Raw genomic sequence first — 16104 nt, forward strand, 5'->3', positions numbered from 1 at the left:
TTACTTTCCCCTTCCTGTTTTTTTGTAATAGTACCGACTGCTTCCAATCGAAATCAGAATGGTCACCAACACAATGATCAGCATGAGGATGTAATGGATGGTTGTTGGTAAGAATGAAGTGAGCATGATGAGGATTCCTCCGATGAAGAACACACGGGAACTCAATAGGTGGGTATTTTTCCAGACCTCTTCACTAGCGAGTGACCATGGCGTGCGTATCCCAATCAGATAGTTATGTCGAAACCGAGGCATGAAATTCCCTATCGTTACAAAGAGAATTCCTAAAATAAGGGTTACGAATATTCCAATATTTAACATATACCCATATCCATATGCGATGATCACGCTATGGATGACGAGAAGTACGATCATTAATGTATGCAAGATTGTATCGTGGCTGCTTTGGAACTTTTTGTAATACTGTTTTTGACTGCGAACAGCCACGAAAAGAAACAGCATCACAACCGGAATAAAGGTTACACCCACAAGCTTAGGCGCAAAACCATTCGGTTCGCCATTTGGTCCCCAATGAATGACCATCTGATCTGGCATGGAGGGATAACAAATTACGCCTAAGACAACACTGATGAAGAAAAACAAGATAGACAAATTGGATTTATTCATGTGATTCCCTCACTTTCTAATGAAATTGGATAAACCATTTTAATAAGTCTTGAAAAACAGTCGTATTCAGTGAGTAGTAGATGTTTTGCCCTTTTCGTTCGTCGTAAACCATTTGTGCCTGTTTCAACAAACTGAGGTGGTGGGAGATGCTGGGCTTTGTCATTTGAAAATGGTCAGCTATTTCTCCAGCCGTCATATCTTTCTCCCTCAACAGGTCCAGAATTTTTCTTCTTGTGGGATCAGAGAGTGCCTTAAATGCATAGTTCATTGACATAATCAATCGATCCTACTTTCATACATCATTTTTAGATATTTAGAAATTTATCTAAATATTGAATTGAGGAATGCCTTGTGCCAGCTCGTAAGGCACTACTAGATCGTTTATCTGTATATCAATCCTACCATAAACACTATTTTTTTCCAACCATTACATACAATTCATCCCAACTAAGCATTCAAAATGTCATCAGTTTGCCACTTCTTTGGTTGGGGCTAACTATTTGCTTACCTTGCCAATCTCAAAGTGTGTACAATGTCGAGTGACATAAGCATTTTCTGGCAAACGCAGACAGTATCCTTGGTTATATCACTCGACAAGAATCAAAAAGCAATCTATGAGCACATCGTATCAATTACGATTGGATACGTGAATATCTAAATGTATGCCAAATTTCATTATCATCCTTCATGGTTAGATAGATTTGCCCCGCTCCATAATCCCCCATGGCTACGTACTCTTTACCAGGAGTATACTCGCCTACATAATTACCATAATAATCGCTGTCAAATGTTAATCTTCTTCCTGATATTTCAAAGGTTACGGATGACTCTGTAGCTCCTATACATTTGACATTTACTTTATCTACTCCTGGCTGTTGATAAGTTTGATCATTTTGAGTTTGCACTGAGCTCTGCTGTCTGACCACTTCTAAATCCTTTTTTAATCCACCATTCTTTTTTGTACATGCTGACATTGCCTCTTGTACCTCCGCCAGATGTCGTTCTAATCTGGCAATATGTCTCAGCAATTCGTAATTGTTGTAGTGTCTACCTTCTCCCGCTGAAATTGGATAATAACCCTCTTGTGGATACCACCCGTACATAAATTCCCTCCTCCATTGGCTTTCACACACTTTACGTTATGGATTTTCCGCCTATTTCGTTCGCCTATTTTCCCATAAATTGGCTTTGAGCTGACTCCACTAAATGAAATAGCGGCCACCTAAGACCTGAAAATAAAGTCTTAGATTGACCGTTGTTTCTATCACTTATCAAATTCCACTCCGTATTTATTGAAGATGGCCGTGTATTTATTTTCGAATATGGTCCATCGTTTTTCTGTTCCGTACTTTTCCTGCAAAGCCTTCCAATAATGTTTAGCCGCTGCTACATCATTTGATTGTAACAGCAAATGAAAGCTCTCTTCGCTCAGATGTAAAAATGGCCCTGAAGTGTAATAATCCACAATGGATCTGGCACTGGTCATCGTATCATAGAAATGAATCACCTCTTCTAATCCACTTAGAATTGTTTTTCTTACATCATCCATATTCGTATCCGGAGTGACTGAAAATCGATCTGGTACAGATTCAACAATCTCCCCCATTCTTGCTCTGAAGTGACACTCCGCTTCTAAAGGTGCTGTTAGAATCTCTCTCGATTGTATTTGTGCCAACTCCGCTGCATAAATACCACAGTTCACATAAAACATGACATGATCCGCTGCATTGCCAGCAGATTTTTGGAAGTTGAACATGTAGATGAGGCTTTCGGTTTTCTTAGTGAAATTCAAACCCTTCTTTGCGAAGCCACGCTTAGAAAGGAACGACTTAACGTCCTGTTTCATCATATCGGTAAAGAGCTGCTGCAACATGATTCCTCCTAGAAGATTTTTTTGGTATGTCGTACATCCGCCAAAAATCAGGAGCGCTTACGCCAAGGCCAGGCTAGGTCGAGCAAAGCAGCGACGGCAGCTCCCACAGTGTACCGCACAAGGTCCGCCGTCAAAAAGCCCTTTCCTAATACCAACGCCCCAAGAGTTGTCCCCCGGAGGTAATTGATCCAGTCGGCCTGATACAATTGGCTGGCCTCGATCGCAAAGCAAAACGCGAGGCTGCACCACAGCGAGAAAGAAATCTTTTTGTGAGCATAACAAATGCGAAAGGCGAAGTAGATCATGCAAGCCCATAATGCATCGCCAAAATGCTCCGCTACAAAGACAGGCAACACATCGGCGAACGCTCTGGACCCTAAGCCCAAAGCCATAATAACAAAAACGGCCACGATATAGGCGACCCTGTCTCTCCATCGACACGCGGAGCGCTTGTTACAAGTGCTCATAGGTATCATACGGTAGTCCTTCCATTCGGCTTTGTGTATACATAATTAAAATTTCATGAAAGTAATCGTAAATCTTGTAAAGCTGTCTTTCTCACTCTCCACTTTCATCAAAGCATGATGTGCTTCGATAATGGCTTTGACTAGCGCCAATCCAATTCCAGTCGAATCCTGCTTTTTAGAACCTGTTGCTTTGTAGAATCGATCAAAAATATGCGATAATTCTTCAGGTGCGATTCCTTCTCCAAAGTCTTGTATCACCAACTCTGTATAGATCGGCGTATCTTTTACTTGAATCATGATTGTACTGCTGGGTTTGGAATGCTCGATCGCATTCTTCAGCAGGTTCAACAATGCTTCCTGCATCCATAGTTTATCGTGGGCAACGACGATTTCCTTCGGCGCATCCCAGTCAATCGCTATATGCTTATCACTGATCATGCTTGTCAAGCGATCTAAAACTTCATCGATCGTCTCCACCAAATTGGCTGGCTCTCTATCAAATGAAATAGCGTTGGCGTCAATTTTCGCTACTTTTAATAAATTTTGAATTAAGACATTCATTCTGGAGATTTGAACTTCATTATTTTGCAGGAGTTGAACTTGCTGCTGACGAGAAAGTTCAGCATTCAACAACATTTCATTGTAGATGGATATCGTTGAAAGAGGCGTTTTTAATTGATGGGAGATATCTTGCAGCATTTGTGCTAAAAACTCTTTCTCTTCCAGAAGATCCTGCATGCTTTTTCGAATAATATTTTTCATGGAACGGAAGGATGCCGCTAGTTTAGCGAGATCCCCTTCCTTATTTTCATTGATGACTACCGAGTAGTCCCCATCGATTATTTTTTTTGCTGAAGAAGTAAGTTGTCTAATTTTATGGAAGACCATCTTGTATTGCATATAGCTTGCTCCAAGCAACATCAAACCGAAACAAATCAATCCCCAATACATCCATTGATTATGGCTGGAAATATGTTTATTTAAAAGGGGAAAAAGCTCTGATTCCAAGTCTTCGTATAATCCATACTGTCTAAAGAGCTCTCTTCCTTTTTCCTGGTACACACTTGAATTAGATGCGTGACTTGTTAAGACTTTCATAATTTCCGCTTCATTCTCGGGATTTTGTTCAACCAATCTAGCCGTAATTTCACCCCAGGTTGCAATGGAGTCGTGTTTCAAAGCATCATAAAACAGTTGATGGGCAATAAAATGGTAAATGGTAAATAGTGATAACAGAACGGCCAGTATCGTCATATACCCTGTCAATTCGGTATTCTTCATCATCTTACTCTCTACTCACATCCTTATTCCACCGATAACCTAATCCTCTTTGGGTAACGATAAACTCCGGATTTTTGGGGTCATCTTCCACTTTAGCTCTTAGACGCTTAATGTATACAGATAGCGTGTTTTCATCAAAAAAAGCATCTTCTCCTTCCGATACTTTCATCAGGAGATCATCTCTTTTTAGTGCTTTATGGGCGTTCATCATGAAAGTTAGCAGAAGCTTGTATTCAAGATTGGTTAATGGAATGCTTTCCTGATTTTTATAAGCCTTGACGAGGTTCGTATCCATTTTTATATTTTCAGATACTAAGGTGATAGAAGAAGTTTCTACTCTCCCACGTTTGCGCAATTGCACTTTCACTCTGGACATGAATTCCTTGACTCGGAATGGTTTCGTTATATAATCGTCCCCGCCAATATCCAGGCCCATTACTACATTTGCTTCTTCATCCAAGGCCGTCAAGAAAATAATAACCGATGAATCGTTTTGTTTTTTGAAATGCAGACATAAATCATAGCCGTTTCCATCTGGAAGACCGACATCCAGGATCGCCAAATCAAAAGGTTGTTGATCAAACTGGTGTTTCGCTTCTTTTACACTAGAGGCTCTGACCACTTCATAGCCTTCATTTCTCAATGAGAATTCGATGGCTAGACCAAGCGCCTCATCATCTTCCACAAGCAATATTTTATGCAAGGTTGTCATCTCCTCATTTTCATTCCAGTGTTCAGCAATTGACCAAACCGAAAAGCCCGACTATCAAATAGCCAGGCCCATTTTATCATTGTTCCCTGATAACATCGATAAGATTATCTTTTTGAATTTTTCTCAGTGGTAATAGAACAGATAAAAAGCTGATGAACAAAGCTGAAACAAACGTAATGAGACAAGCTTCGTAGGGGATCGTCCATTCGACCTTCAAGACACCGGAAGCCGCCAAATAGATAATATAAGAAAGTATACAACCGAAAAAGATCCCTTGTAAACTTCCAAAAAAACCATATATCAGCGCTTCATAGATGATCATTTTTTTCAAATCCCTTTGTGACATGCCTATAGATTTTAACGCGGCCAGTTCTTTTCGTCTGATGATGATGCTGATCGTAATCGTGTTGAGGATATTGACACTGCCAATCAAAGAAATGACAGTGATAAAACTGTATACCAGCACTTTTATGACGAGCTCCGAATCCTGCTTCACTTTATTCTCATCAATGTGACTCACAATGGAAATGGCGTGTTTTTTTCCAACAGAGTCCTCGATGTGAGCAACAGTTGCAAGAGATTGCGTCTTATCCTTCAAATCGATTTCAAAATGGAGGTCTTGTTCCTTCACTCCGGATACATTTTCAACTGACTTCAAAAGCTCCAAAATTTGCTGTCTTTCTGTTGAAGAATCATCATGATCTTGTTTCAGATAGATGGATAGATCTGTTTTCGTAGATAAATTTTTCACATAATTGGATGCAAATGCGATATCCATCATAGACGAGAAAGTAATAAACAAGACACTGGATATAATGATGGATAGAATCGTAATGGTATAACGATTTTTATTTCTTTTGACATTTTTCAAAGCCATGCTCATGGGAAAAGAGAACGGTTTTTTCAACACGTTATTCTTCTGTTTTTTAATCGCCTCTTTTTTTATGGATAATCTGCTGCTGATTGCCAACAGTGGAGATATTCTGCCCGCAAAAAAAGCCGGGTAATAACTGGACGCTAGTACGGCCGTCAGCGTAATGATCGAACTGATGAATAAAATCCACCAATCGATATGAAAGAACGAAACACCTGCACCATCTTCTAAAATGATCGAGAAAATGGATTGGAGAGCAGCGACCGCCACTATGCTACATACAAGTCCAACCGGAATGGCGATGACAGCCAGCACAGCCGCTTCTCTCATCACGATTTGTCTAATTTGCTTTCGCGTAGCGCCTATGCTTCGGAGCAAGCCGAACTGCTTCATTCGCTCTACGACGCTGATTTGAAAAGCGTTGTAAATCACCACAACTGTCGCGATCACAACAATACTGATGACGATAACGAGCACGGCCAAAATCGATTGATTCGATCCCGGTTTCAAAACCCTAATCATTTCCTCATTGATAACCAGATTCTCGTCTTTCGTAAGTGATTTTATCTCATCTATAACCTCTCTAAAGTCGGCTTTCTCGTTTATTTCGGCTAAGATCCTACCCTCTCCGATTGCAAAATCATGTTTATAGGTTAGGAAACGACCCACTTTATCTTTCTGAGTGTACGCCCGATTATCCAGTAAACCAACCAGTTGATAGGTTTGACCATCCAATTCAAATGAGTCTCCGATCTGAAGACCCTTTTTCAAAAAAGGAAGCGTCCATGAATCGACGGCTGCTTCATGCTCATTGGCTGGTAATCTGCCATCAGCGAGACTGTAGGTTAAAAACGCCAATGCACTATGATCAGCGAAATTCTTTTGAACAGAAACATCTCCATTTCCAACCGGAACGATTCCGCCCTGAGACATCAAGCCATACGAAGCAATTTGGGGATTATATTTGATTTTGTTTAATAGTGCTTCATCGTAATTGGAAATACCGAGATGAAAAGAAAACCCGTTTACCTTCTTGATATTCTCGATTTGGGATAGTTGTGATCCTTTCATAAAAAGGCCGACTGTCGAAATTAACGCGACAGAGAGTATGATTCCGATCAAGGTCAAAATCGTTCGTTTCATATTCCCCTTTAAATACTTGCTGCTTAATTGTTTATAGCTGCTGATCAAAATCATTCTCCTCCAATCTTTTGGCTAATTCGCAGCAAGCCGTTGGTCTGAAATGATCGTACCGTCTTCTATCGTGATGATCCGGTCAGAAGCCGAAGCAATCGCGAGATCGTGAGTTATCAAGACAATGGTTTGATTGTATTTTCTGGCAGTCAATCGTAATAAATCTATGACTTCCTTCGTATTTCGTGTATCCAGATTCCCAGTGGGCTCATCCGCCAAAATCAAATGCGGCCGATTCATTAAGGCTCTGCCGATGGAGACCCGTTGCTGTTGACCGCCCGATAATTCGGAAGGCAAGTGGTCTTTCCGTTCATGGAGACCCAGGATTTCAATAAGTTCATCCAGATACTTCATATCAATTGGTTCCTCATCCAATAACATAGGCAACGCGATATTTTCCTGGACATTCAATACCGGGATCAAATTAAAAAATTGAAAAATAAACCCGACTTTTCTCCTTCTGAATATGGATAGCTCCTCATCTGTATAATCGTAAATATTATGATCCCCAATGAATACTTGTCCTGAAGTTGGACGATCCAACCCGCCTAAAATATGCAGCAGTGTACTTTTACCAGAGCCGGAAACACCAACGATGGAAACAAACTCTCCTTGCTGAATCGAAAGGTGAATCCCCTTTAACGCATCTACCTTGCTATTTCCTTCCCCATAACTTTTTACTACGTTTTCCATTCGTACAACTTCCATACATTCACCCTCTCATCAACCAAACTCAATCTTGTACGTCTACGAAGTTTACTTTGTCTTCACTGTTTGCGTATACGTTCCCGATTTCTTGTAAGACTTGGTTCACCTGATCTTTCTTCTTATAATCGAAGCTGCGATTTTCAAACTGGATCAAGGAGAGCGTTGACTCTGCTTCGGTTAATTGGTTGTAAGTCTGTTCGTCAACAATAACAAGGTCCGCTTGTGGTATATACCCGATCCACATCTGATGGTTCACATGCGTTACAGGTACCATCTTGCCGTTCAAATCAATTTGGCCATTCTTCATTTCATCATCACTAAAAGAGTAAAACAGATTTTGACCATTCGATAATTGTTTTATGCTGGTAACAGGGTCTGAAATAATAGACGTGCTGTTTGGCTCTTGTCTGGCTCTGAGAATCCCCTTCTTGACGAATTGCTCAGCAGTGGATCGAGTAACAACCGAATATTTGATCTCTCTAGTATCAAATTCTTGACCTGTTTCTTTCTGACCTTGCTCTGTCAGTTTCGTCTTTTTTATCGTTGTAACCAATTTGATTTTGTAGTCCAACGCTTGTTTGGTGTTATCTTTATACAACTCTTTGACCTTATTCGCATCTTTTTCGGTGCCGATTACGAGAACGCCATCGACCGGTTGTGATGGACCTTCTACAAATCGGTTTACACCATATCCAATCCCTCCAAAAATGACGATAGCCAACAAGAAACCTATTACTTTTTTCATCTTAATTGCTCCCTTATAAACGATTTATGTCTGGATTATAGACGAGACTTTCCTGTAATTGAATGACTCTTGTCTAACGATTTTGACCTTCTTTCTTACCATTTAGTAAGAATGGAGATAATGACATGCTTGTTTGAAAGAAAAAGGCTGTCTCGCAGTCATTGGTCATGACTTTTGGGACAGTCCTCTCTACTTTTTCAGATTATACTTTTTTAAGATTGAACCGAGCTGCTCCCGGTTGTTAACAATGAAAAACCAATTGGATAATGGTACCTTCACCGAACTTACTTTCTATTCTCATTTCAGCGTCATGAATGTTAGCTATCTCCTTACATAATGAAAGCCCGAGTCCCAGCCCTCCTCCATTCGCTCTCGATCTCGATTTATCGGACATAAAGAAGGGCTCAAAGACTTTTGTTATGTCGTCATCAGGAATACCAATCCCTGTATCTTTCACTTCAAGAATAATTCTTGACTCCGTATCTCTGTATGAGCGTAGCAGTATTTTATCGTTGTTCTTCGATGCTTTAATCGCATTGTCTATCAGGTTTGCAAGCAAAATTTTCATCAAATCCTTATCCATGAAAACACTCAGATGCTCCGACGATATTTCCAGATCGATATTCTTTATGTTCAGCTTTGGAATAAAGGAATGTTTGATTTCCACAAAAAGTTCGTCAAGTTTTCCCGTTTTTAACTCAAAATCTTCTTTTCGCAAAACAATGAGCTCCATCAGCTTAAATGTCAGTTTCTCTAGCCGCTTTCCTTCTTCATAGATAAAGCTTAATGAGTTGATATACGTCTCTTCATTGTATTTATTCGTTCGTAAATAATCCGCATAGCCGATGATCGAAGTTAAAGGAGTCCGAAGTTCATGTACCAGGTTATCGATAAACCTTTGCTTGTCTTCTGAAGATCTTTTAAGCTGGTTTACTTTATCTTCTACATCAGCGGCCATCAAATTGAAATTTTCCGCTAACAACCCGATTTCATCATTCGATTTGACCATGACTCTTTCGCTGAAATTCCCGCCTGCAATTATTCTTGTGGACTGGATCAATTTATTAATCGGTTTTACGATAAACATGCTCATGATGATGGTAACAATGACCAAAATGGCTGAGACAAGCGCATTTAACTTGATTAAAAGGCTTAATAAGTCTTCTCTATTTTCATAAACACTTGAAATATCTTTCACGTATGAAAGCTTATAGTGATTATTTTCCAAATAAATATTCTTCGCTATAAATAAGTACGTCTTTTCCCCTAGATCCCGTATGATGTAATTTACTTTATCAGATGGGATGTTTAATTCTTCTCGATTCGTAAGAGTTATCTTGTTATTTTTAAAATGACTAAAAATGACTTCGTTTTTTTCATCTATTACATCTAAATACACATCCTGTTCTCCGAGGTTGTCCAAGTACGTACGAATCATGGAATCTATGTTTGGTTTTCCAACCCCTTCTGCATCTGGAGTTGAAGATTTTTGAACTTTAAGTAGATAGAGATTTGATTCTAAAGAGTTAGCAAATCGATCCTGTTCACTTATCCCGGAACGGATCTCCATATTGAGATTGAGTTCAAAGCTGCTATTAATCAGGTAAATGGATGCCGGTACAAAAAAGATTTCGAAAATGATTAATGTACATAAAAATATCCTCTGCCAAAATTTCATTTATTCCTCCAGCCTATATCCCAATTTAAATACTGTTTTAATTTCATCTTTCCATCCCAGCTTTTTTCTTAGCTTTTGTATATGGTTGTCAATCGTCCGAGTCTCGCCAACGTAGTCATATCCCCAAATTTTTTCTATGATTTTTTCCCTCGTTAATACGATGTTTTTATTTTGCACTAAAAACACCAATAATTCGAACTCCTTCAAGGTAAGCTCAATCATTTCACCGTTCTTTTTCACCTTCATTTCTTCCAGGTATACTTCTGTGCCTTTAAAATTGATGATGTTGCTTTTTTTATTGTAATGCCGTAATACATTTTCAATTCTAGCCAGCAATTCAATTCCTTCAAACGGTTTCGTTATATAGTCATCTACTCCCGCTTTTAACCCATAAACCTTATCTGTAACAGAACTTTTCGCAGTTAAAAAAATGACAGGTATCCCTAAAGGTTTAATTTTTTCGAATAAAGTAAATCCATCAACTTTCGGAAGCATCACATCCAAAAGTATGAGATCAAAACGATCTCTTTCAATCACATTTAGGGCTTCCTCTCCATCAAAAACGACTGTACTCTCATAATTTGCTGTATTTAAATTCAATTTTATTAAATTTGCTACTGCGATATCATCTTCAATCACTAAAATTTTTATCATTCCGTTTTTACCTCATTCCTTTTGTAACGGTTAGATGGAGTAAGTACCATCTCGGGCACTTACTCCATCTAATCAGTCCTACAATTTTTAATTCACTTTCAGTACTCTGAAATTCTCACGGTTGTCTTTTGCTTCGGAAGGTAGAGTGATTAATCTATCATAATTAATCTGATAACTGGATACGGAATAATTTTTCAGACTAATTGTCATTTTTACATTCCTTCCATCTTCCAGGTTGCAAAGAACACGTATGGTTCCAGAACTAGCACTCTTACTTACCTTCATCGTATTTTCCTTCACTTTTTTCTGTTGTTTCCCAAAAAAACTGATAACCGCAGATTTAACTTTCGCATCATTGATTGTTGTCTCTTTGCTTCGATCTTCATCAGTGAAAGCAGCTAACGAAACAATTTCGCCTGTTTTTTCATTTATGACAATGTTATTAGAAGCACCTATTGGCTGGTTTAAGTCTTCAGCACGAACAAACTGTACCACGATAACATTTGCCGTATCTTTTTTAGCGTTTTCTTTTAATACAGCTGCATCTTCTTTTGAAACGATACCCATTAAGAACTTAAAGTCTTCTTGCGCGTTCGTTCGCTTTACATGCGCCTCACCAAAAGACTTCGCGTCAAGGCCCCTATAGTCTTTTAGAGCTTTGGTTGCCATTTTTACCGCTTCTGCATCACTAATCTTTCCATTTCCTGCTTTGCTTGCCATTGTTACGACCTTGTTTTTAGTAGAAGGAACCGCGTTTTCGCTTGCAAATACAGCTGCTGTAGAACCGCCTACAATGGATAGTGCCATTGACAAAACGAGGATATTTTTTTTGTTCATATGTAATGCCTCCTAAAACTTTTTTGATAAGAGGAGTAAGCACCATTTCGGGCACTTACTCCATCTTATCCGTCCTACAATATCTTCGTTTACTTACAGTTGTCTGAAATTCTCACTGTGGTCTTTTTCTTCGGAAGGTAGAGGGAGCAGTCTGTCATAATTAATCTCATAGCTAGATACGGAATAATTCTTCAGGCTAATGGCCATCTCTGCATCTCTTCCATCTTCCAAGTTGCAAAGAACACGTATGGTTCCGGAACTAGCACTCTTACTAACCTTCATCGTATTTTCCTTCACATTTTTCTGTTGTTTATCAAAAAAGTTGATAACCGCAGATTTAACTTTCGCATCATCGATTGTTGTCTCTGAGCTTCGATCTTCATTCGTGAAAGCAGTTAAAGCAACAATTTCACCTGTTTTTTCATTTATGACAATGCGATTAGAAGCGGGCATTGGCTGGTTTAAGTCTTCAGCACGAACAAATTGTATAACGATAACATCTGCCGTTTCTTTTTTGGCGTTTTCTTTTAATACAGCTGCATCTTCTTTTGAAACGATATCCATAAAGAACTTAAAGTCTTCTTGGTTGTTCGTTCGATTTACATGCGCCTCACCAAAAGATTTCGCGTCAAGCCCCATATAGTCTTTTAGAGCTTTCGTTGCCATTTTTACCGCTTCTTCATCGCTAATCTTTCCATTTGCTACTTTGACTACATCATTTGTTGTGGTTTGAGTTGTGCCATTTCCTTCTTTGCTTGCTAACGTTACGACTTTGTTTTTCGTAGAATGAATTGCGTTATCGCTTGCAAATACCGCTGCTGTAGCACCGCCTACAATTGTTAGTGCCATTGACAAAACGAGAATATTTTTTTTGTTCATGGTAATGCCTCCTGAAATTTTTTGTTTTTGGTTTGGGTACGAAACCCTTGTTACAGTTCATAGAATATAGCGTTCATATGTTAAAAGTATCTTTCAGTTGTCTCCAAGTTGTAAATTCGTTACCGATTCGATTTCTACTATGACTATAGAAAATATAAAGCAAAGAACAGTATCCAACAACAAATACTGTTCTTTGCTTTATTTTTCAAATTATGCTTATTGAAGATCGAAACGATCTGCATTCATTACCTTCACCCAAGCAGCAATGAAGTCACGCACAAACTTTTCTTTGTTATCGTCTTGCGCATAAACTTCTGCAATGGCACGCAGAACAGAGTTTGAACCGAACACGAGGTCAACAGCAGTTGCTGTACGCACGACTTCCCCCGTTTTGGGATCACGTCCTTCAAATACGCCTCCGTCTACAGGTTTCCACTGTATGCCCATGTCTAGCAAGTTAACAAAGAAGTCGTTCGTGAGTGTACCTACACGATCCGTGAATACACCGTGTTGTGTGCCACCGTGGTTGGTGCCGATAACACGCATACCGCCGACGAGTGCAGTCATTTCTGGAGCAGTAAGGTTTAGTAACTGTGCCTTGTCTATCAGGAGTTCAGCAGGACTGACACGATATTGCTTCTTCTGGTAGTTCCGGAAACCATCAGCGATTGGTTCGAACACAGCAAAGCTTTCTGCATCGGTTTGCTCTTGTGTCGCATCGCCACGTCCAGGAGCAAAAGGAACCGTTACATCAAAGCCAGCATCTTGTGCAGCTTTTTCTACTGCGGCACTACCGCCGAGTACAATCAAATCGGCCATGCTGACTTTTTTACCAAAGTCCTCTTGAATGACTCCCAGGATCGTAAGCACCTTTTCAAGTTTTTTCGGCTCATTCACTTCCCACTCCTTTTGTGGAGCAAGACGGATGCGACCACCATTCGCGCCACCACGCATATCCGAGCCTCGGAAGGTACTAGCGGAAGCCCAAGCCGTTGTTACTAGCTCGCTGACAGTAAGGCCCGAGTCTAAGATGCGTGTTTTCAGTTCTGCTACATCTGCATCTGTTAATTCATATTCTGTAGCGGGTACAGGATCTTGCCAGATAAAATCTTCTTCTGGAACTTCTGGGCCTAAATATCTTGAGCGAGGCCCCATGTCGCGGTGTGTGAGTTTGAACCATGCAGTTGCAAATGCATCAGCAAACTCCTCTGGATTCTCATAGTAACGACGAGAAATCTTTTCGTATGCTGGATCCATACGCAAAGCCATATCCGCAGTGGTCATCATCGTAGGAACACGCACGGACGCATCTTCTGCATCCGGTGCAAGATGCTCATCAGCAGGATTAACAGCAACCCATTGAAGTGCACCTGCTGGGCTTTTGGTCAGCTCCCATTCATATCCGAACAAGAGTTCAAAGAAACCATTATCCCATTGTGTTGGGTTTGCAGTCCATGCCCCTTCAATACCGCTGGTGATGGCGTCGTGACCTTTACCGGAACCATGTGTGCTCTGCCATCCTAAGCCCATTGCTTCCAAGGGAGCAGCTTCCGGTTCTGGGCCTACTAGAGCAGCATCTCCTGCGCCGTGAGCTTTCCCAAATGTATGGCCGCCTGCCACGAGTGCAACGGTTTCTTCATCGTTCATTCCCATGCGTTTGAAGGTTTCGCGGATGTCACGAGCACTAGCAAGCGGATCTGGATTCCCGTTCGGACCTTCGGGATTCACATAAATCAGTCCCATTTGAACAGCAGCAAGCGGATTCTCGAGATCACGATCGCCGGTGTAACGATTATCGCCTAGCCATTCCTTTTCAGCACCCCAGTAAATATCTTCTTCTGGATGCCAAACGTCCGCGCGCCCGCCTCCAAAACCGATTGTCTTCCCGCCCATAGATTCAATAGCAGCATTGCCGGCGAGAATGTACAAGTCTGCCCAAGAGATCTTGTTGCCATATTTTTGCTTGATTGGCCATAGAAGGCGTCGAGCTTTATCAAGGTTGGCATTGTCTGGCCAGCTGTTAAGTGGAGCAAAACGCTGTGTGCCGGTTCCAGCACCGCCACGGCCGTCTCCTGTACGATATGTACCAGCGGAGTGCCAAGCCATACGGATAAATAATGGCCCGTAATGTCCGTAGTCGGCAGGCCACCAATCTTGGCTGTTTGTCATGAGATCATAAAGATCCTGTTTGAGAGCCTGGTAGTCCAACTTTTTGAACTCTTCTGCATAATCAAATTCTTCGCCCATAGGGTTAGATTTTCTGTCATGCTGATGCAGGATGTTCAAGTTCAACTGGTTGGGCCACCAGTGTTTGTTCGACGTAGCACTAGGGTTGTGATTCGTAGTGCTGCCATGCGAAAACGGACATTTTCCAGTGTTAGCGGTTGCCATAGAGTCCATTTGTCCCTCTCCCATCGTTTAAATTAAGTATTACATAATAATACTTCTAATTAAGTTATATAGCAGTTAACAAGGGAAATCAACATTTTTTTGTTTTTTTCCTCTTGAGGATCAAAATATATGAACTCTTTCATTTCTGAATGGTTGATTCTAACGTATGCATGGACCGTGTAGATTATGATCTTGTCAAGCTCCATTGTTCGTCTTCTATTCGATCCATCACAAAAAGCCCACTTTTCTCCCCGAAACGGAATGTGTGGGCTTTTTGTGCGTAACTAATTTACTTGATAGTTATTTGAAATTCGGAGCCTGGCACACTGGTAAATACCACTGTTCCGCTCTTCGGCAGAGTCACTTTATTCTTGTCGCTGACGATGGAATAGTTGAGAGGGTATTTTTTAGTTAGCAGAGTCTGGAGAAATCACTTCCCATTTTCCAAACAGTGTGAATCCCGCTGCTTTGGCCAAAGCCGCAGACGAATCATTTTCGAGTTGGCATCGGTACTGTGGTTCATATCCTTGACCATAAGCATATTTGGAGATGGAGCGCACCACTTTGCGGGCGTGACCCTTTCCTCTAAACGACGTCAGCGTCAGCACGCCCAGATCCGCAATATGCGCATCCTCCTCCCATGGATACATACTGGCAGCACTGACCAGGCGATTTTGTTCAAAAGAGCCGAACACTGCCCAGTGATCCAGTTCCACATAAGCGTCATCCAAGTCTTGTTCCGAGGCAGAGGATGCAAACTCGGAGAAAACCGACTCATCTTGCTCGGTTAACCGGCGCAGGTCACCTTCGAGGTTTTCTTGCAGCAATGTGTTCTTATCGGCTTTTGAAAAATAAAAAAGATAGTCTGCGCCATGTAGCGTAACGCCTGCTTCATTCAATTTCTGGCGAAAGATCGACTCAGTCAAGGATTGTTGCTGGATGAGACCTATTTTTTCAGCGAGCTCGGGTGTTAAGACCGTCATCACTCGTCCATCGGAAGTTTCCAGCACCATGACCCGGCGATCCTCGTCAAGTGCAGGGTTTATGGCAACAGTAAAAGATTGATCGCTATAGAGGATCTCACCGTTCAAAAATTGTTCCCGCCAAAAGTCAGTGATTGTCTGTGAAAATACAGGCGCACTTCTTACTGGATTTGTCATTATGTTCACTTCCCTTTCAGATTCATC

At 40.9% G+C, this 16104-nt stretch carries 16 protein-coding genes; all 16 read right to left on the reverse strand.

From position 1 onward, the window contains the following. Entirely contained in the window at window positions 1-624 is a 624-nt protein-coding gene (locus HP401_RS00050; RefSeq protein ID WP_015891180.1) for an SdpI family protein, read from the reverse strand. Window positions 625-640: 16 nt separating this feature from the next. Beyond that, a complete protein-coding gene (locus tag HP401_RS00055) occupies window positions 641-898 on the reverse strand; it encodes an autorepressor SdpR family transcription factor (RefSeq protein ID WP_007729097.1) in 258 nt (85 codons plus the stop codon). 358 nt (window positions 899-1256) lie between these two features. Beyond that, window positions 1257-1727 carry a hypothetical protein gene (locus HP401_RS00060; RefSeq protein WP_173603596.1) on the reverse strand — a complete coding sequence of 157 codons (471 nt, stop codon included), beginning with the start codon at window positions 1725-1727 and terminating at the stop codon, window positions 1257-1259. Between the two features lie 161 nt (window positions 1728-1888). Beyond that, on the reverse strand, window positions 1889-2497 hold the full coding sequence (locus tag HP401_RS00065; protein WP_173603597.1) for a DUF4304 domain-containing protein: 609 nt from the start codon (window positions 2495-2497) through the stop codon (window positions 1889-1891). A 47-nt stretch (window positions 2498-2544) separates the two neighbouring features. Further along, on the reverse strand, window positions 2545-2973 hold the full coding sequence (locus HP401_RS00070; protein ID WP_173603598.1) for a ribosomal maturation YjgA family protein: 429 nt from the start codon (window positions 2971-2973) through the stop codon (window positions 2545-2547). 36 nt (window positions 2974-3009) lie between these two features. After that, window positions 3010-4245 (reverse strand): HAMP domain-containing sensor histidine kinase, encoded by a 1236-nt coding sequence (locus tag HP401_RS00075; RefSeq protein WP_173603795.1) that lies wholly within the window; start codon window positions 4243-4245, stop codon window positions 3010-3012. Window positions 4246-4249: 4 nt separating this feature from the next. Next, a complete protein-coding gene (locus HP401_RS00080) occupies window positions 4250-4957 on the reverse strand; it encodes a response regulator transcription factor (protein ID WP_082909793.1) in 708 nt (235 codons plus the stop codon). Window positions 4958-5033: 76 nt separating this feature from the next. Further along, the gene (locus HP401_RS00085; protein ID WP_173603599.1) at window positions 5034-7022 is read right to left on the reverse strand and encodes an ABC transporter permease; all 1989 of its coding nucleotides are present in this window, start codon (window positions 7020-7022) and stop codon (window positions 5034-5036) included. 24 nt (window positions 7023-7046) lie between these two features. After that, on the reverse strand, window positions 7047-7733 hold the full coding sequence (locus HP401_RS00090; RefSeq protein ID WP_173603600.1) for an ABC transporter ATP-binding protein: 687 nt from the start codon (window positions 7731-7733) through the stop codon (window positions 7047-7049). Window positions 7734-7758: 25 nt separating this feature from the next. Further along, window positions 7759-8478, reverse strand: coding sequence for a lipoprotein BA_5634 family protein (locus HP401_RS00095; protein ID WP_173603601.1), 720 nt, complete (start codon window positions 8476-8478; stop codon window positions 7759-7761). A 241-nt stretch (window positions 8479-8719) separates the two neighbouring features. Then, the gene (locus HP401_RS00100; RefSeq protein ID WP_173603602.1) at window positions 8720-10156 is read right to left on the reverse strand and encodes a sensor histidine kinase; all 1437 of its coding nucleotides are present in this window, start codon (window positions 10154-10156) and stop codon (window positions 8720-8722) included. Beyond that, window positions 10157-10810, reverse strand: coding sequence for a response regulator transcription factor (locus HP401_RS00105; RefSeq protein WP_173603603.1), 654 nt, complete (start codon window positions 10808-10810; stop codon window positions 10157-10159). Window positions 10811-10897: 87 nt separating this feature from the next. Next, window positions 10898-11647: a hypothetical protein gene (locus HP401_RS00110; RefSeq protein WP_173603604.1), complete on the reverse strand. Its 750-nt coding sequence runs from the start codon at window positions 11645-11647 to the stop codon at window positions 10898-10900. Window positions 11648-11740: 93 nt separating this feature from the next. Continuing rightward, a complete protein-coding gene (locus HP401_RS00115) occupies window positions 11741-12526 on the reverse strand; it encodes a hypothetical protein (protein WP_173603605.1) in 786 nt (261 codons plus the stop codon). Between the two features lie 216 nt (window positions 12527-12742). Then, window positions 12743-14926: a catalase/peroxidase HPI gene (gene katG, locus HP401_RS00120; RefSeq protein WP_173603606.1), complete on the reverse strand. Its 2184-nt coding sequence runs from the start codon at window positions 14924-14926 to the stop codon at window positions 12743-12745. Between the two features lie 398 nt (window positions 14927-15324). After that, window positions 15325-16077, reverse strand: coding sequence for a GNAT family N-acetyltransferase (locus tag HP401_RS00125; protein ID WP_173603607.1), 753 nt, complete (start codon window positions 16075-16077; stop codon window positions 15325-15327). Window positions 16078-16104 lie beyond the last annotated feature (27 nt).

It is taken from the genome of Brevibacillus sp. HB2.2 (genome assembly GCF_013284275.1).
GTDB lineage: Bacteria > Bacillota > Bacilli > Brevibacillales > Brevibacillaceae > Brevibacillus > Brevibacillus brevis_D.